Below are 17,088 nucleotides of genomic sequence, written 5' to 3' on the forward strand. Positions count from 1 at the left end.
CCGCCTGAAACCATGACCGCCGATTTCCGCCTCCGCTTTTCCATCCAAAGCTGGCACGCCGCCTCCACCCGCCTGCACACGGGCGAAGACTGGGCGGCGTGGGCATCCGGCCGCTTAAACGCCGCCGATTTGCCCGACACGCCGCCGAAGGTGGATTTTCTGCCCGCCATGCAGCGGAGGCGACTCAGCCTCTCGGCGCGGCTGCTGTTTGCGGCGGCGCATCCGCTCTTGGCGGAAGGCGAATCCTGCCCGCTGGTGCTCGCCTCGCACGACGGCGAAATCAACCGCAGCTTCGACTTATGGGCAACGCTGTTTCGCGACAACGAAGTTTCCCCCACCTCCTTCGGCCTTTCCGTGCACAACGCCCTGGCCGGGCAGTGGTCAATGCTGCGCGGCGACATGAGCGAATACACCGCGCTTTCCGTGCGGCAGAGCAGTTTGGAAACCGCCGTACTCGAAGCCGCCGGCCTGCTGGCCGATGGTGCGGAACGCGTGCTAGTACTGGTGGCGGACGAACCCTTGCAGGCGCAATACCCCGTCGCACCGGTAGAACGCGCACCCTTCGCCCACGCGCTCGCCCTGCTGCTCACCGCCGGAGAAGAATGGGAACTTTCCCCCGCCGCGCACGATGCCGGCGGCACGGCAAACTGCGGCTATTGGGGCGCGCTCGAATGGCTGCGGCAACGGCATTCAGACGGCCGCCTGTGGATAAACCGTTATGCAGACAAGGCTTGGCAATGGCAGCGGCTTACCCCTTGAGCGCCCGCCTTAACCGCCTGTGGCGATTGCTGGCTACCGGGCTGGGCTTCGTGTTTTTCGGCGTGTTCGGCGTGCTGCTACAAATCGTGCTGCTGCCCTGGCTGCTGCACCGCTCGCCCGATTTGGCACAGCAAAAGCAGGCGCGCCGCGTGGTGATGCGCACCTGGCTGTGGTTTAGCTACTACTTGATGCGCTCCGGCATTTTGAGCGCGGAATTTGAAGGCTTTGATCGGCTCGGCCGCCCCGGCCAGCTGATTTTGGCCAACCATCCCTCGCTGCTGGATGTGGTGTTCCTGCTCGGCCGCGTGCCCGAAGCCAACTGCATCGTGAAAGCCGATTTGCAGCGCAATCCGGCCATGGCCGGGCAAATCCGCGCCTGCGGCTACCTGCCCAATCAGGAAGATTTGGATTTTATCGATGCAGTGCACGAAGTTTTACAGCAGCAATGCCTGTTGGTATTTCCCGAAGGCACGCGCACCGGTTGGGACGGTGTGGTGAAATTTCATCGCGGCGCAGTGTCTATCGGTCTCAGAAGCGCGCAGGTCATCACACCCGTGGTGATTAAAATGCAGCCGCCGAACTTCAAAAAAGGCCAGCCGTGGTACAAAATCCCGCTGCAAAAACCGGCCTACCGCTTTATCGTCGGCGACGACATCAACCCGCAGGACTGGTTAAACAAGCACCCCCTGCCCATTGCCGCCCGCCGCCTCAACGACCACCTGCAACAATATTTCAACGAAAGAAGCCAAAAACATGACTGACTTGAAACAAGAAATCAAACAACTGATTATCGACAGCCTCGGCCTGGAAGACCTCACGCCCGCCGACATCGGCGACGAAGAAGCCCTGTTCGGCGACAGCGGCCTCGGCCTCGATTCCGTAGACGCACTCGAACTCGGCCTGGCCGTGCAAAAACACTTCGGCTTCCAGCTCGACGGAGAAAACCAAGAGCTGCGCGACAGCTTCGCCAATGTGTCCACGCTGGCCGCCTTCGTGCAGAAACAACGCAGCTAAACCAAGCACTTCTTTTCCCTCAGGCATTGTCTTGCAAGGAAAAAGAACCGATTTAACAAACAGCTTGGAAAAGGCCGTCTGAAAACCCCAGCTTCGGCACGGCCAAAACACAGGCCGCCCCCCAAATCCGGCAAACCGACCACATCCCATCATGCAAAGGACCATCCCATGACCGAAAACGAAATCCGCGCCTTCCTGTTCGACATCCTGGAAAACATGTTTGAAATCGACACCGGCAACGTAACCGGCAGCACCAACCTCTACGAAGACCTCGAAATCGACAGCATCGACGCCATCGACCTGCTCGACCAAATCAAACGCCAAACCGGCTACAAACTCCAAGCCGAGGACTTCCGCAACGTCCGCACCATCGACGACATCATTGCCGCCGTATCCAAGCTCTACCAAGAAACCAAGCCCGAAGCGTGAAAACCGCCGCCAAAATCCTGCTCGGCATCTTGAGCGTACTCTACCCCCTGCTGTGGTATTACGGCCGCGAGCAGGGCTGGTTTTATCCGCTGGCCGGCTTCATGCTCCTGCTTTGGCTCGCCCGCGCCGCCATGCAGCGAAATTCCGGCCAGCGGCGCGTTTCCTTGCTTGTGGCCGCCTTTTTCGCCGCCGTCCTCCTTTTCAGATGGCCTGACAGCATGTATTGGTATCCCGTATGGGTAAACGGCCTGCTATTGCTGCTGTTCGGCCTCAGCCTCACGCAAAAACAAAGCCTGATCGAACGCCTTGCCCGCCTGCAACACCCGGGCCTGCCACCCGAAGGCGTGGCCTACACCCGCCGTGTTACCCAAATCTGGTGCGGCTTTTTCGCCCTCAACGGCAGCCTTGCTGCCCTCCTGGTGATGCTCGAACAATACCGCTGGTGGGCACTCTACACCGGCATCATCGCCTACATCCTGATGGGCATCCTGATGGGCGGCGAATTCACCTACCGCAAATGGGTGTTGAAGCTGAATCCGAAAACTTCGGACAAACGCCATACCGACTAAACGAAGTCATACAATAAGCGTCTCTCCGCATTCCGCCAGTTACCAAACCCCTGCCAAACCGGCACGGCAGCCACTTCCTGCGGCCACACTGCGGCACACACCCATTCTCCATCCAGCAAAAACACAACGCCCCGCCACAACTTCCCAGCCGCACAAAGCCGCCAGCCATCCGTCCCGCCGTCCCGCCGCCTCAAACCCACTTGGGGCAAATCGGCCAAGGCCTGCCCCGTGGCTTTAAGCAAGGCCTCTTTCAGCGTCCACAGCGCATAGCGGTCGGACAATTCAAAATGCCGTTGCAGCCAGCGCGCCTCATCTTCATGCAGCACCCAATCCAGCCAGACATCGAAACGGCGTTCCCGCAGCCGCTCCAAATCCACGCCCACGGCAAAACCGGCAGACGGCACGACCAATACGGCATGGCCGCCACTGTGGCTGAGGCTGAAGAGGCCGTCTGAAAACACACCTGCCCGCCGCTTGAGAAAACGGCTGACCCGCCAGCCGGTTTGCGCGGCGCGCGCGGGATGGTGCAACAGACGGATATGGTCGGCCTCGTCCAGCCATTCGGGACGGTAATATTCGGCACAGTCGGGTGCGGCCAGATAGAAGCGGATGCTGTATTCGTCAGATGGGCGGGTAGGCATTTCCTGGGTTTTCAAATATACTGTTAAATTAAGTGAAACTGCTGAATTATAGTGGGTTAAACACACCATATTCGGGGCGGTTCAAGATGGATTTGTTTTTTCCAACCGATAAAGGGAGCAAAAATGAAATCTCGCAATATGATGCTGGCGGCCGCGATTGTAGCCGCTTTCGGCCTGGGCGGCTGCAACAGCAACCGCGCGCCGGACAACGGCGGTACAGATTCACACCACACCGAAACCCGTGCTACCGGCGGCAATACGAAAACCACCGGCCGCGTGTGCCAACTGCTGCAAGACGACAATCCGAACCGCAGCGGCCGCAAAGTGGTATACCGCTGCAACGGCCGTGCCGTGCTGGCTTCCGATGAAGCCAAACGCCTGCTGAACCCGAGCGTGCCGGTCAGCTTCGGCGGCAGCGGAAGTGTGGTGCAGTCCAACCTCATCACCCGCCAGGCCGCCAACGCCACCGGAAAATCAGACGAAGCCGCCTGCGAACGCGCCTTCATCAATGCCGCACACAAATTCCAAGCAACCGCCCAAAGCCGCAATGCCAACCGCGTCAGCAATTTCCACAGTTACTATAACCGCAAAATCCTGCACGGCGGACAGTACGACTGCGAAGTCGGCACCTTCCACGCCCGCGTCGTGATGCGCGGCGACATTGCCCGCTAATTGACCTATCGCTTCATCAAGGCCGCCTGAAACTGCCTCCCGCATTTTTCAGGTAGCCTTTCCCCCCTTTTGTTAAAATCCCATTTTTCCACCGTTTCCCGCCCCATCATGAAACTCCTCGCCGTCATCCCCCACTACCGACATCTCGGCACGCTGCCGCAGGTGGTTTCAGCCCTGCGAGATTGCGGCCTGCCCGTTTTGGTGGTGGACGACGGCTCGGGCGAGGATTGCCGCGCCGGTTTGGAGGCCTTGCGTGAAGAAGGCGTTCAGGTTGCCTTCCGCCCGGTGAACGGCGGTAAAGGCAGTGCGATGAAATGGGGTTTCAAATTGGCAGCGCAGCAGGGTTTCAGCCACATTTTGCAGATTGATGCCGACGCGCAGCACAGCTTTGCCGACATCCCGCGCTTTATCGAAACCGCGCAGTCGCAGCCGCAGGCCGTGGTATGCGGGCGGCCGGTGTACGGTGGCGACGTGCCCAAATCCCGCCTCTACGGCCGCAAAATCACCGATTTTTGGAACGTGCTGCACACTTGGTCGTTCGACATCAAAGACGGCATGTGCGGCTTCCGCGTTTATCCGCTGGATGCCGTCCTGCCCATCATCCAATACGGCGGTGCCGTCCTCGGCGAGCGCATGGATTTCGACAACGAAATCCTCATCCGCCTGCATTGGGCGGGTACACCTTTCCTCTGGCTGGACACGCCCGTGCGCTACGAAGCAGGCGGCGTGTCGCACTTCAACCTGCGCCGCGACAACCTGCTCATCAGCAAAATGCACGCCCGCCTGTTTTGCGGCATGGTTGCCCGCCGCCTCGGCTGCCTGTTCAGACGGCCTCAAACGGTACCAACCGAACAGGCGCATTGGTCGGCACAGCGCGAACGCGGCCACCGCCTCTTCCTCAAGATTACCGAATGGCTGGTGCGCTACCTGCCCCTGTGGCCGGTGCACGGCATTGCTACCCTTGTTGCCGCCTATTTCTACCTCACCTCCGCCGCCCAACGCCGCAGTGTGCGCCAATATCAGGGTTACCTGAAAAGCAGTTTTCCCGCCGCACCGCTACCCGTGCGTTTTCCCGTATACCGCCAGTTTGCAGCCTTCGGCCAAGCCGTGGCCGACCGCTTCGCCGTATGGCAGCATAAAATCACCGTGCCCGACCTCGTGGTGGAAGACCCCGACAACCTGTATGCCGATATAGACAACCACAACGCACGCGGCCAAATCATCATCTGCTCGCATCTGGGCAACATCGAAGTGTGCCGCGCCCTCGTCTCCCACCATCAAGGCTTCAAACTCAACGTGCTCGTGCACAACGCCCACGCCGAAGATTTCAACCGCGCCCTCAAAGCGGCCGGTGCCAGCGATTTGCAGCTGATTCAGGTAGCCGACCTCGACGCGGCCAAAATGCTCCAGCTCTCGCAAAAACTCGATGCCGGAGAGTGGCTCGCCATTGCCGCCGACCGCACCCCCGTGCGCGGCAACAAAACCGTGCCCGTGCAATTCCTCGGCCACACCGCCTATCTGCCGCAAGGCCCCTGGCTGCTTGCCGGCCTCTTGCGTGCGCCCACCAACACCGTGTTCGTGTTAAAAGAGCAAGGCCGTTATCATTTATGCCTGAAGCGTTTTCAGACGACCCCAAGCTGGACAGCCGCCACGCGCAAACAAGTGATTGAAAACATGGCGCAGCAATACGCCGACGTTTTGGCCGCCCACGCCGCCCGCGCGCCGCTGCAATGGTTCAACTTCTACGACTTCTGGAGCAATACCCCTCATGGCTAAACACATCTACTGCCGCCACCACACCGAAATCGAAGTCCCCTTTTTCGACGTAGACGTGATGCAGATTGTCTGGCACGGCCACTATGTCAAATACCTCGAAATCGCCCGCTGCGCCTTCCTTGACGAAGTCGGCTACAACTACACCGTCATGCTCGAACAAGGCCATGCCTGGCCCGTGGTGAAGCTCGACCTCAAATACGTCCGCCCGGCTCGCTTCGGCCAGAAAATCCGCGTGGAGATGGCCGTAACCGAATACGAAAGCTGCCTGCGCATCGACTACATCCTGCGCGACGCAGAAAGCGGCACCAAACTCACCCAGGCCCACACCACCCAAGTCGTCCAACGCCTTGATAACGGCGAAATGCAGTTCCAAACCCCCGAAAACTGGCAAAAAGCCGTACGGCAGTTTAAAGGGTTCACACCTTTGGCAAACGGCTGAGATAAGGGCCGTCTGAAAGATAACCGGCCTCCGTTGCAGGCTTCATCCGTCAAGAAAAGAAACGGCATAAAATAATAAAACGGCAAACCCAAGCCCTGCCCGCCCGCCAATTGAAAGGCCGTCTGAAAGGCTGCCAAGAACCCTGCAACCTTCCCCGCATCACACCCTTTCACCATAAATCCACTATACTATGCCCCCTCCCAACTCCCCCGACACCCCCTGACAACATGAAAAAACTCCTCATCAGCCTCCTCCTTTCCCTTACAACCCTACCCACGCTTGCCTTCAGCACCGCCGAACTTGCCGCACAGCTTCAAGCACCGCAGAGCGTACAGGGCGGGTTTACCCAGCAGCGTTTTTTACGCTCAATGGACAAACCCGTACAAACCGGCGGCCGCTTCGCCCTGCGCCCTGGCCACGGCCTCTTTTGGCATCTGCAAAAACCGTTTGACATGAAACTGCGCGTCCGTCGCGACGGCATCAGCCGCCAAGACGCACAAGGCCAGTGGCGCGCCAACGGCAGCCAAACCGCACAGGCCGCACAAGTAAAACTTTTCATGGCCGTACTCGGCGGCGACACCGCCGAATTGCAACGCCACTTCGACCTCGCCCTTTCCGGCGATGCCCGGCAATGGCAGCTTACCCTTACCCCGAAAACAGCCGTCATGCGGCAAGTATTCAACAAAATCGTCATCAGCGGCGGCCAGCTGGTGCAGAAAGTAGAGCTGGACGAAAAACAGGGCGACCGCACCGTGATGCAGTTCACCCAGCTGCAAACCAACCGCCCACTCTCCCCGGCTGCCCGTCAGGCTTTGGGGGAATAAACCGTAAAGCCCGCTATGCCGGCTTCGCCCGACTGCATTTTCAGACGTCCTTAAAGGCCGTCTGAAACCGTTGGAAATAGAGAAAATACAATTCGAAGATGACGGCTATACGCATAACCTGAAGTATTTTTATCTTTAAATCCAAATAATAAAAATGAAATTTATGTAATCTTAGGCAGCGGTCCGAACAATAGATTGGGAAATCCCCCTATCCGGCGGTAAAGTAATTTGATAAGTTTTACATCTTTTCAGCCAATGTCGGCTCAGGCAAAAACAAAATATCATGCTATTGATAAAAAGGCCGTCTGAAACGCAATTTTCGGTTTCAGACGGCCTTTTAAGTAGGCTTGATAATGTTTGGGGATAATCATGTAGCTGTCGGAAAAAATAAAAAGCCGACTTTTAAGGCAAATTGTTGAATTTGACAGGTAGATCGCGTTTTAAATCACTCCAGCAACAGACTCATAATCCGCAGTTTCGGCAACAGAACGAACAACCCTGAAAAGCAAATGACTTCATAGCAAAATTTGCGCAGCATCAATATTTTCTGTTTTTTTCGGTACAAAGTATGACCTATACCAATATTTGTCATTGCAGCAGTATAGCAATTGATATGATATATGATAAAATTTCCTAGTTGTTTTATAAAACAGCACCTTAACCATAAATTTAAGAAGGATAGAACATGAACAAATTACTAATTGCCGCAATGATGATGGCCGCTTTGACAGCCTGCTCCCAAGAGGCTAAGCAAGAAACCAAAGAAGCTGCCCAAGCTATTGCATCCGATGTTAAAAATAATACGGCTTCTGCCGTTGATGCCGCCGCATCTTCCGTTCAAGAAGCTGCAAGCAAAGTAGCGGATACTGCCGAGAAAGCTGCATCTGAAGTCAAAGAAGCCGTTGCTCCTGAAGCCAAACCGGCAGAAAAAACTGAAGCTCCTGCTGCCAAAGTAGACGGTAAAGCTGTTTATGAAGCCAGCTGTAAAGCATGCCATAGCGGCAACATCCCGAGCGCCCCGGGCGTAGGTAAAAAAGACGAGTGGGGGCCACGCATCAAACAAGGTCAAGAAACCCTGCACAAACATGCAATTGAAGGCTTCAAAGGCATGCCTGCCAAAGGTGGTAACGAAGGCTTAAGCGACGACGAAGTCAAAGCGGCAGTTGACTTTATGGCTAACGAGTCCGGTGCCAAATTCTAAATCGTCTGAATAATGAAAACGCACCTTGCAATAAGGTGCGTTTTTTTATGATACAACTACTCTTGGTAACAAAGAAGTAACTTATCTGTAGGAAGCATGTGCAGTATAAGCGCGATTTGGCGGAATTTTATCTAACCGCCTAATGCAATTGCTGATGCAAATCCAATGCAACCATAGCCAAAAACAAACAGAAAACGAACTACTCGGAACAAATTGTAAAGATAAATTAACAGAATAATACTGAAATCAAATTATTAATTTTAAAGAAAAAAATAAACCCTTACTGTTTTCTAAGTAAGGGTTTATTTAAAATCTGGCACGCCCACGGGGAATCGAACCCCGGTTACCGCCGTGAAAGGGCGATGTCCTAACCGCTAGACGATGGGCGCGGATAAAATAAATTTTCTTTGGCGCACCCGGAGCGATTCGAACGCCCGACCCTCTGGTTCGTAGCCAGATACTCTATCCAACTGAGCTACGGGTGCATTACCGTTTACCTGCATGAAGCAAAGTAAAGACAGGCATTATATTGAACAGACAATCGTTTGTCTAGGATATTTTCACCATCCCCGATTAAAAACATCTATCCCAATATAAAAAATAAGAATTTTCTCAGCTATTTTTAAATCATACCAATCCCGGACAACTCTCTTGCCATTTTTGCTGCGGCGTTATCGGTCATTCCGCCGACGAAATCGAGGATTTTCATATAAGCATGATATAGGCTGTCTTCGCGGCTAATCGGATGTTCATTTTTCAGCAATTCCAAAGCCAACGACTGGCGGACGCCGCTATGCCCTTCTGTCAGCAACTGATGCGCTGCCGGGACGAGCAAATCCAATATCGAACCTAAGCAAGGGAAAGAGGCAATTTCCGTCATTAATTTGCTTTGATGGCGGAAGATTCGCGTTTTAGCCAATTCCTTGGCGTTTTCCAATGTATCCTGCACTTCCGGGCTACATAAGGCCAATAAATCTTTTCCTTTGAATTCGCCATTCAACAAATCCGATTGGTGCTTCATAAAAGTTTGCGCCACATCATCGATAGCGCGGCCGATGGCGATGCCGCGCAGCATGGCGCATCGTTGGCGGCTGGATTGTGCATGCCAAGTCGGTTCGACAAATGTTAAGCCGGACAATACGCTTTCAACTTCCGTATCGCTCAGCAGTTCCAAATCCACCGCATCTTCTAAGTCCAACAGGGCGTAACAGATGTCATCGGCCGCTTCCATCAGATAAGACAGGGGGTGACGCGCCCAATGGTCGCTGCCCAATTCCACCAAACCCAATTCCTCTGCCACACGGCGGATAAACGGCAGTTCAGTTTGATAAATATTGAATTTTTTCCGTCCGTTCGGATGGCGGGTCGTCCACGGATATTTCAACAAAGCGGCGATGGTAGCGGCCGTGAGTCGCATGCCGCCGCGGTTCGGATACATTTCCAAACTGGCGAGGATGCGCAGGCTGTGGGCATTGCCTTCGTAAGTTTGCACATCATTGCGTTCGACCTCTTCCAATCCTTGCAAAAAAACGGCGTTTTTCGGGCTTCGAAACCAATCACGCAAGGCATCTTCACCTGTATGGCCAAACGGCGGGTTACCCAAATCATGCGCCAAACAGGCCACTTGAACGACTGCGCCGATGTCGCTCGGCGTATTGCCTTCTGGCAGAAAGCCGCCCGCCTGCATCATCATGCCGACACGGTTGCCGATACTGCGGCCGACACTGGCCACTTCGACACTGTGCGTCAGACGGTTATGCGTCAAATCATGCTCGGCCAACGGATGCACCTGCGTTTTCCGTCCCAAACGGCGGAATGCGCCGGAAAACACCACACGGTCGTAATCGATGTGGAAGTCCGTACGCAACGCGTCTGCGCCTTCCTGCGTAGACGGCGTACTGGTCGGCACGATTTCATTGTCTTTCAGGCGGAAACGCTGCGTACTCAGCAAACGCTGCCAATTCGTTTTTGTCATCGCAAACCTCCGAACAGATAAAAAGGCCGTCTGAAAACCGTTCCCCGATTTTCAGACGGCCTGATAACTTCTCAAATTTCGGCCAGTGCCGCCAATACCGACGGCACGCTTTTCTGCCAGTCGCCCTGCACGAAACCCAACGCGCGCGCCTTTTCGCAATTGAGCACCGAATACAGCGGCGCGCCACCCTTACCCATCTCTGCGGCGGATGCCTGCACCAACTGCGGCATTTTGAATGCGGGATTACGTTCCGCTTCGGCCTTCAACACCGCTTGGGCAAACGCATAGTCGCTGAATGCCTTATTGCCGCAATAATGCAGCAGGCCTTGCGGAAATTTCGGCAATTGCAGCAGGCGGATAATCACGTCGGCCAAATCCCCGGCATAGGTCGGACAAGCGGCATTGTCGGCACTCAGCCGGATTTCACCCTGTTCCGCCACCTGATGCAGCAGGTTTTGAATGAAATTGCGGCCGTATTCGCTGTATACCCAAGATGTCCTGAGCACCACCGTATCCGGTTCCGCAGCCAATGCCAACAACTCTCCGGCCAGTTTCGAGCGGGCATACACACATTTCGGATTGGGCGGGTCAATCTCGGAATAAGGGATGCGACTGCCACCGCCAAATACATAATCGGTTGAAATATGAACGAATTTCGCACCAACGGCAAAAGCGGCCTGCGCCAGATTACGCGTACCCGAAGCATTGACGGCAAAGACGCGTTCGACATCCTCCGCCGCCTTGCCGACGGCCATATAAGCGGCAGTATTGACCACCGCGTCGGGCTGGAAACTTTCGACCATTTTTAAAACGGCCTCATGATCGGTGATGTCCAACGTTTTCGAATCGGTGGCAATCAACTCCCAATCTTCAGGCAAACGTTTCCTAATCGATTGGCCAAGCTGGCCTTTCGAACCGGTAAGCAGGATACGCATAAATCTATTCCTCAAATTGTTCGGGCATTCGGTTAAAGTACTCAATCGCGAGTTTACCCCGTCATCAGCCTGTTTGAAAAGGCTTGAGGCCGTCTGAAAAAGCGGAGTGCGTTTTCAGACGGCCTCTTTCCGCCAAACCAGACAGCGTATTCCAATACGCCTCCCGCCTGCCGAAGGCCGTCTGAAAACAATGGAAGATACCTGCCAAACTGCCTTTGCGGTACGTCAAGCAAAGTTAAAATTTGTGTGCCGCTTCCAACGTGATTTGTTATAATTGCATCGAACCTGGAAGACAGGTTGGTTACCTTAATCATTAACAAGAGGACGATTTATGTTTCCCGAATACCGCGATTTGATTTCCAAATTGAAACAAGAAGATGCCCACTTTGCCCGCATTTTCGACGAACACAACGAACTGGACGACAAAATCTCCGGTTTGGAAAACAACCCCGTTACCAGCGTAACCGCTCAAGATGAAATCGATGCGCTGAAAGTGAAAAAACTGGCACTGAAAGACCAGTTGTTCCAACTGTTGAAACAAGCTGAAGCCGAAGGCAAATAAGCCGTCTACCAAACAGCCGAACCGAATTAGGCCGTCTGAAACATTTTCAGACGGCCTTTTATGCTAAACTTGCGCCCTTTCCAAACCGCCGACACACCACCTCATGCCCACTCTGAAATTCACCAAAATGCACGGCCTGGGTAACGACTTTATCGTTATCAACGGCATCAGCAGCCCGTTCGACCCCGCTTCGGCACCGATTGCCGCCTGGGCCGACCGCCATACCGGCATAGGCTTCGACCAACTCCTGCTGGTAGAACGGCCTACGTCCGAGCAAGCCGACTTCCGTTATCGGATTTTCAACGCCGACGGTGGCGAAGTCGAACAATGCGGCAACGGCGCACGCTGTTTCGCCCGTTTCGTGGCCGATAAAGGACTGAGCGGGAAACAGGAAATCAGAGTTGAAACCGCACGCGGCATCATCGTCCCCAAGCTGGCGGAACACGGCCTCGTAACAGTAAACATGGGCAAACCGCGTTTCAGGCCGTCTGAAATCCCCTTCCTGCCGCTTGAAAACGCAAGCGGGGAAGCGTTGCAATATGATGTCCGTCTCGACGGCGGAAGCGTAACGGTCGGCTGCGTCAATATGGGTAACCCGCACGCCGTTCTGACAGTCGAAAACACCGAATCGGCCGCCGTTGCCGAACTGGGCGCACAAATCGAACCACACCCGCAATTCCCCGAAAAGGTCAATGTCGGCTTTATGCAAATCCTCAACCGCCGCCACATCAAACTGCGCGTTTTCGAACGCGGCGTGGGTGAAACCCGTGCCTGCGGAACCGGAGCCTGCGCGGCGGTGGTTTACGGCGTGCGCGCCGGATGGCTGGATGAGGGCAGGGACATCCGCGTCAGCCTGCCCGGCGGCGACCTGCTGATTGCCTGGCAGCCCGGCGGCGATGTTTTCATGACCGGCCCTGCCGAAACGGTTTTCGAAGGCGAACTGGTTTACTGAGTCCGACATGACCGATCCAAACCTTTGGTGCATTGCCGCCTATTTTAGCCTGTTTGTCATTGCCGTCATGCAAAGCCGCAGTTTGTTGTGGGCATTGTCGGCCCTCTCCCTTTGGCTGGCGGCAGGCGGTCTGGCCTTATGGCTGGCGCCCGGCGTACTGTCGCCCTTCAGCCTCAGTATCCTCTATATGCCGCAACTGTATATCGCGCCTGCGGGTATGCTGTTCCTCTTCCTACGCAGTAAAAGCCTTCCCGACCGGTCTCACTATCAAACCGCCTGCCCTCCCCTGCCCGCACTGTTTGCTCAAACAGGCACTGCCATGACCTTGGCCCACTGGCTGATTCTCCTGCTGGCCTTCCTCAGTTATCCCGAAGGGCTGACACCGCGCATCTTGCCTTCATTGCTGGACCTGTATCTGCTCCAGCCCGTATATTGGCTGGCCATGCAGATGCTGCTGATGGCGGTATTCCTGCTGCACCGGAAAATCAGCCGCCAACCGGCCAACGTATTCAGTATCAGACAAATACAGTCCGCCCTGCTGATCGTTATGTTCGCTCAAACGGTTTATGCCTTTTCCGGACTGTTTAAACCGCTCTTATAACTTTTAGTTTTCATATCGGCGGCAAGAAATTATTTTGCTTTCAGACGGCCTTCTCTTAAGATACGCAGGTCATTTATATTAGCCCTCCTTTGAGGAAAGGAAAATCCATGAATATCGCTAAAAACATCACCGATTTAATCGGCAATACCCCGCTCGTAGAACTCAACCGCCTGACCGAAGGCCTGCCCGGCCGGGTAGTCGCCAAACTGGAATTTTTCAATCCGGGCAGCAGCGTTAAAGATCGCATTGCCGAAGCCATGATTGAGGCGGCGGAAAAAGAAGGCAAAATCAACAAAGACACCATCATCGTCGAAGCAACCAGCGGCAACACCGGCATCGGCTTGGCCATGGTCTGCGCCGCACGCGGCTACAAATTAGCCATCACCATGCCCGAAAGCATGAGTAAAGAACGCCGTATGCTGTTGCGCGCCTTCGGTGCGGAACTGATCCTGACACCAGCAGCGGAAGGCATGGGCGGTGCGATTGCGCGTGCCAAAGCACTTGTGGACGAACATCCCGAAACCTATTTCATGCCGCGCCAATTCGACAACCAGGCCAACGTCGAAATCCACCGCAAAACCACCGCCGAAGAAGTATGGCGCGACACCGACGGCCAAGTGGACATTTTCGTTGCCGGCGTAGGCACCGGCGGCACGGTAACCGGCGTGGGCGAAGTCTTGAAGGCACGCAAACCCGATGTCAAAATCGTGGCGGTCGAACCCGATGCCTCACCCGTATTGAGCGGCGGCGAAAAAGGCCCGCACCCGATTCAAGGCTTGGGTGCAGGTTTCGTTCCCAGCATCCTAAATACTAAAATCTACGACGAAGTCATCCGCGTTACCGGCGAAGATGCTTTTGCCACCGCACGCGCGGCAGCGGAAAAAGAAGGGATTCTGGTCGGCATTTCTTCCGGCGCGGCCATTTGGAGCGCACTGCAACTGGCGGCAAAAGAAGAAAACCGAGGCAAACTGATTGTCGTACTGATTCCTTCTTACGGCGAGCGTTACCTCTCCACCCCGCTTTTTGCCGATTTGGTTTAATCCGCCCAAGCACACAGACGGCCGCCGATTGCGGCCGTTTGTTTTATACAGGCCGCCAGCGGATTAACACATCTCCGATACTCGGGCGGCAACCACAAAACCATACAACCGCAGGCGGCACAAAACCAATTTCCCCGTTTTTCAAAACACATTCAAAAAATCATCTTCTTTGAATATCAAACACGACAAAGCCGCAGCGAAGTTGATTTATTGATAAACGACAATCCGCTATCTCCCGTCATTTTTACCGTCTCGGAAGGTTGTTCCCTATATTTTCGCGGAACGTTGCAGAATTACCGCAAAACACCGATTTCTCCTGTCAATATTTGGCTGTTTGCGTAAAGACCTACTATAATGTGCGCCATGAAAAAATATATCCCACTCCTTTTAGCCTGCACCGCCCTTGCCCTAGCAGGCTGTACCATCAACACAGCCCCGTCTTTCGGTGCAGTAACGACAACGGAATCCGGCAACGGAAAAGCAACCTACCGCTTGGTCAGCAGCCACTGGACGGACGTTTCCAAAATTCGTGATGAAGCCACTCGCCTGAACGATCAGGTCGGCCAGAAAAAAATTACCAAAGTCCAAGCCGCCCAACACCTGAACCGTTTCCGCCTCAAACTGGTTGGCAGCAATCCGGTGGATGACAGCGTGTACGAAGTCTATCTGCGTTCGGCCGTAGACAGCCAACGCGGTGCAATTACCAGCGCGCAATCCAAACAGTACGTTCAAAACGCACTGAAAGGCTGGCAACAACGTTGGCCCAACATGCGCAACAAACCGAACAATCCTGCCTTTACCAACTTCCTGATGGAACTGATGAATATGCAGCCGCTGCAATAATTTTCCGCAGCGTGCGCAGTCAATCATATTTCAGGCCGTCTGAATATCCGGTTTTCCCCAGAACCGGCATTTTCAGACGGCCTGATTCTTTCAAGCATACCCGTTACCAAAACACTTACGCTCCGGCGCGCAAACCGATAAAATACGCCGCAAACCATATAGACAAACAAAGGCTTATTAAGATGTATCAACAAATTGTTTTTGCGGCTGCAACCGCCATCCTGGCACCCGCCGCCTTTGCCGCACTCGAACACCCCGCCCAGCAGCAGGTACAGCAAAATATCGATACCGTGCTGAAAATCATCAAAAACCAATCATTAAGCGAACAACAGAAAATCCGCCAAGTGGAGCAATATGCCAACCGCTTCCTGGATTACGAACGCCTGTCGGCCATGGCGGTCGGACAACCTTGGCGGCAATTCAGCCCGCAGCAGAAGCAGTCCTTCATCACCGCCTTCAAAGAAATGATTATCGGCATGTATGCCCGTTCCGCCATGATGGGCGCGGAAAAAGCCGATGTCAGAGTACTGCCGAAAATCACCGCAAACGGCAACAAAGTCGACGTTTATTCCGAAATCCTTACCCCATCGGGCAAAAAATACGAAGTCGCCTACCAGCTCTACCAAACCGGTTCGCAATATAAGCTCTACAACATCCGCGTCGACGGCGTCAGCATCGTAACCGTCTACCGCAACCAATTTATCGAACTGGTCAATCAACAAGGTATCGACGGCATGATTGAAACCGTTCGCAATAAAAAACTGAAAAAGGCCGATTGACACGCCACAAGCCGAAACCCTATTTGAATTTTATTGAAACCGCTCTTTCAGACGGCCTCAACCCCTTCCCGACAACCCCTTATATAAAGGAAACAACAATGTCTCAAGTTACCCTTCAAGGCAATCTCGTAGAAATCGGCGGCCATTTCCCCACCGCAGGCCAAACTGCGCCGGCCTTCAGCCTGACGGCAGGCGACCTGTCCGACAAAACGCTTGCCGATTTCGCCGGAAAACGCAAAGTGCTCAATATTTTCCCCAGCGTGGACACCGGCGTCTGCGCCCAATCCGTCCGCACCTTTAACGAACGCGCCTCTTCTCTGGAAAACGCCGTCGTCCTGTGCATTTCCGCCGACCTGCCGTTCGCCCAGGCACGCTTCTGCGGCGCAGAAGGTTTGGACAACGTCGTCTCCCTCTCCACCTTCCGCAGCAACTTTGCCCGCGACTACGGCGTAGCCGTCGAAAGCAGCCCCCTGCGCGGCCTCACCGCACGCGCCGTAGTCGTATTGGATGAAAACGACAAAGTGTTGCACGCCGAACTGGTAGGCGAAATCGCCCACGAACCGAATTACGATGCCGCCTTAGCCGTTTTGTAAATCCGTTCCAAACCAAAAGGCCGTCTGAAAGCGCGCTCCGCATTTTCAGACGGCCTTTATCCATTCTTTAAACAAAGAATATTCCGCAGCCACCCTCACTTCTCATTCGTACTTTATTTATTATCTAATCAATTGATGCGCACTATCATTTGTATTAACATCGCAACCTTCACATCCCATTACAAAGGATTACAGAAAGGTTGCAGAAATGTCCGAAAACAAATCCAAATTCCCCTCACGGCCGAAAATCCTCGCCGTCAGCCTCGCAGGCATCCTCATTGCCCTGCCCGCCTATGCCGCCGACAACCCGCCCGCCGAAGTAACCGAAAGCAGCAACATCGAAGCGCTGACCGTTACCGGCAAACGCAGTGCCGACCAAAAAGGCACGGACGACGTGTATTACAAAAACGTCTCCAACGCCTACGTCGGCAAAGAATACCTCGAACGCTACCGCGTCCAATCCGCCGGCGACGTGCTCAAAGGC

The 17,088-nt window shown here is 54.5% G+C and carries 21 protein-coding genes, 2 tRNA genes and 1 pseudogene; 19 read left to right on the forward strand and 5 right to left on the reverse strand.

From position 1 onward, the window contains the following. Nucleotides 1-12 precede the first annotated feature (12 nt). From BM261_RS06805 to BM261_RS06825, 5 genes are all read left to right on the forward strand, one after another. Nucleotides 13-759 carry a beta-ketoacyl synthase chain length factor gene (locus BM261_RS06805; protein WP_074896776.1) on the forward strand — a complete coding sequence of 249 codons (747 nt, stop codon included), beginning with the start codon at nucleotides 13-15 and terminating at the stop codon, nucleotides 757-759. Next, complete coding sequence (locus BM261_RS06810) at nucleotides 738-1,520, forward strand: lysophospholipid acyltransferase family protein (protein WP_074896676.1); 783 nt, start codon at nucleotides 738-740, stop codon at nucleotides 1,518-1,520. Before BM261_RS06805 ends, BM261_RS06810 begins: the two co-directional genes overlap by 22 nt. Then, nucleotides 1,513-1,773, forward strand: coding sequence for a phosphopantetheine-binding protein (locus tag BM261_RS06815; protein WP_074896679.1), 261 nt, complete (start codon nucleotides 1,513-1,515; stop codon nucleotides 1,771-1,773). The genes BM261_RS06810 and BM261_RS06815 overlap by 8 nt, the downstream gene beginning before the upstream one ends. 168 nt (nucleotides 1,774-1,941) lie before the next feature. After that, complete coding sequence (locus tag BM261_RS06820) at nucleotides 1,942-2,202, forward strand: acyl carrier protein (RefSeq protein ID WP_074896682.1); 261 nt, start codon at nucleotides 1,942-1,944, stop codon at nucleotides 2,200-2,202. Further along, nucleotides 2,199-2,771 (forward strand): COG4648 family protein, encoded by a 573-nt coding sequence (locus tag BM261_RS06825; RefSeq protein ID WP_074896686.1) that lies wholly within the window; start codon nucleotides 2,199-2,201, stop codon nucleotides 2,769-2,771. Before BM261_RS06820 ends, BM261_RS06825 begins: the two co-directional genes overlap by 4 nt. On the opposite strand, the gene BM261_RS06830 is transcribed toward BM261_RS06825, so the two are convergent. Beyond that, the gene (locus BM261_RS06830; RefSeq protein ID WP_074896779.1) at nucleotides 2,768-3,412 is read right to left on the reverse strand and encodes a 4'-phosphopantetheinyl transferase family protein; all 645 of its coding nucleotides are present in this window, start codon (nucleotides 3,410-3,412) and stop codon (nucleotides 2,768-2,770) included. The two genes, BM261_RS06825 and BM261_RS06830, sit on opposite strands and share 4 nt — an antisense overlap. Before the next feature lie 123 nt (nucleotides 3,413-3,535). On the opposite strand from BM261_RS06830, the gene BM261_RS06835 reads away from it, so the two are divergent. The 6 genes and pseudogenes from BM261_RS06835 (at nucleotide 3,536) to BM261_RS06860 (ending at nucleotide 8,324) form a co-directional block, all read left to right on the forward strand. Further along, nucleotides 3,536-4,084 carry a hypothetical protein gene (locus BM261_RS06835; RefSeq protein WP_074896688.1) on the forward strand — a complete coding sequence of 183 codons (549 nt, stop codon included), beginning with the start codon at nucleotides 3,536-3,538 and terminating at the stop codon, nucleotides 4,082-4,084. 108 nt (nucleotides 4,085-4,192) lie between these two features. Further along, a pseudogene (locus tag BM261_RS12885) lies at nucleotides 4,193-4,606 on the forward strand (glycosyltransferase family 2 protein); the annotation flags it as partial. A 111-nt stretch (nucleotides 4,607-4,717) separates the two neighbouring features. Next, entirely contained in the window at nucleotides 4,718-5,860 is a 1,143-nt protein-coding gene (locus BM261_RS12070) for an LpxL/LpxP family acyltransferase (RefSeq protein WP_240317930.1), read from the forward strand. Further along, a complete protein-coding gene (locus BM261_RS06850; protein WP_041961490.1) occupies nucleotides 5,853-6,299 on the forward strand; it encodes an acyl-CoA thioesterase in 447 nt (148 codons plus the stop codon). The genes BM261_RS12070 and BM261_RS06850 overlap by 8 nt, the downstream gene beginning before the upstream one ends. A gap of 227 nt (nucleotides 6,300-6,526) precedes the next feature. After that, nucleotides 6,527-7,123, forward strand: a complete 597-nt coding sequence (locus BM261_RS06855; protein ID WP_074896691.1) for a LolA family protein — start codon at nucleotides 6,527-6,529, stop codon at nucleotides 7,121-7,123. Between the two features lie 685 nt (nucleotides 7,124-7,808). Beyond that, nucleotides 7,809-8,324: a c-type cytochrome gene (locus tag BM261_RS06860; protein WP_074896694.1), complete on the forward strand. Its 516-nt coding sequence runs from the start codon at nucleotides 7,809-7,811 to the stop codon at nucleotides 8,322-8,324. Nucleotides 8,325-8,638: 314 nt separating this feature from the next. Here BM261_RS06860 and BM261_RS06865 read toward each other — a convergent pair. From BM261_RS06865 to rfbD, 4 genes are all read right to left on the reverse strand, one after another. Continuing rightward, nucleotides 8,639-8,713: transfer RNA gene (locus tag BM261_RS06865), tRNA-Glu, on the reverse strand. Between the two features lie 19 nt (nucleotides 8,714-8,732). Further along, a tRNA-Arg gene (locus BM261_RS06870) sits at nucleotides 8,733-8,809 on the reverse strand. Nucleotides 8,810-8,946: 137 nt separating this feature from the next. Next, nucleotides 8,947-10,299: a deoxyguanosinetriphosphate triphosphohydrolase gene (locus BM261_RS06875; RefSeq protein ID WP_070454256.1), complete on the reverse strand. Its 1,353-nt coding sequence runs from the start codon at nucleotides 10,297-10,299 to the stop codon at nucleotides 8,947-8,949. A 71-nt stretch (nucleotides 10,300-10,370) separates the two neighbouring features. Continuing rightward, nucleotides 10,371-11,234, reverse strand: coding sequence for a dTDP-4-dehydrorhamnose reductase (gene rfbD, locus BM261_RS06880; protein ID WP_074896698.1), 864 nt, complete (start codon nucleotides 11,232-11,234; stop codon nucleotides 10,371-10,373). 331 nt (nucleotides 11,235-11,565) lie between these two features. On the opposite strand from rfbD, the gene BM261_RS06885 reads away from it, so the two are divergent. From BM261_RS06885 to BM261_RS06920, 8 genes are all read left to right on the forward strand, one after another. Then, nucleotides 11,566-11,796 carry a YdcH family protein gene (locus tag BM261_RS06885; RefSeq protein WP_003770948.1) on the forward strand — a complete coding sequence of 77 codons (231 nt, stop codon included), beginning with the start codon at nucleotides 11,566-11,568 and terminating at the stop codon, nucleotides 11,794-11,796. Between the two features lie 103 nt (nucleotides 11,797-11,899). Beyond that, nucleotides 11,900-12,748, forward strand: a complete 849-nt coding sequence (gene dapF / locus BM261_RS06890; protein ID WP_074896702.1) for a diaminopimelate epimerase — start codon at nucleotides 11,900-11,902, stop codon at nucleotides 12,746-12,748. A gap of 7 nt (nucleotides 12,749-12,755) precedes the next feature. After that, nucleotides 12,756-13,349, forward strand: coding sequence for a hypothetical protein (locus tag BM261_RS06895; RefSeq protein ID WP_074896706.1), 594 nt, complete (start codon nucleotides 12,756-12,758; stop codon nucleotides 13,347-13,349). A 107-nt stretch (nucleotides 13,350-13,456) separates the two neighbouring features. Next, the gene (cysK, locus tag BM261_RS06900; protein ID WP_074896710.1) at nucleotides 13,457-14,389 is read left to right on the forward strand and encodes a cysteine synthase A; all 933 of its coding nucleotides are present in this window, start codon (nucleotides 13,457-13,459) and stop codon (nucleotides 14,387-14,389) included. A 354-nt stretch (nucleotides 14,390-14,743) separates the two neighbouring features. Beyond that, on the forward strand, nucleotides 14,744-15,232 hold the full coding sequence (locus BM261_RS06905; RefSeq protein ID WP_172459028.1) for a prokaryotic membrane lipolipid attachment site family protein: 489 nt from the start codon (nucleotides 14,744-14,746) through the stop codon (nucleotides 15,230-15,232). A gap of 182 nt (nucleotides 15,233-15,414) precedes the next feature. Beyond that, nucleotides 15,415-16,011, forward strand: a complete 597-nt coding sequence (locus BM261_RS06910; RefSeq protein ID WP_074896712.1) for an MlaC/ttg2D family ABC transporter substrate-binding protein — start codon at nucleotides 15,415-15,417, stop codon at nucleotides 16,009-16,011. A gap of 98 nt (nucleotides 16,012-16,109) precedes the next feature. After that, a complete protein-coding gene (gene tpx, locus BM261_RS06915; protein WP_074896715.1) occupies nucleotides 16,110-16,604 on the forward strand; it encodes a thiol peroxidase in 495 nt (164 codons plus the stop codon). A 208-nt stretch (nucleotides 16,605-16,812) separates the two neighbouring features. Further along, on the forward strand, nucleotides 16,813-17,088 hold a 276-nt coding region (locus BM261_RS06920; protein WP_143095758.1), incomplete at its 3' end, for a hypothetical protein.

Source organism: Neisseria elongata subsp. elongata (genome assembly GCF_900113545.1).
Lineage (GTDB): Bacteria > Pseudomonadota > Gammaproteobacteria > Burkholderiales > Neisseriaceae > Neisseria > Neisseria elongata.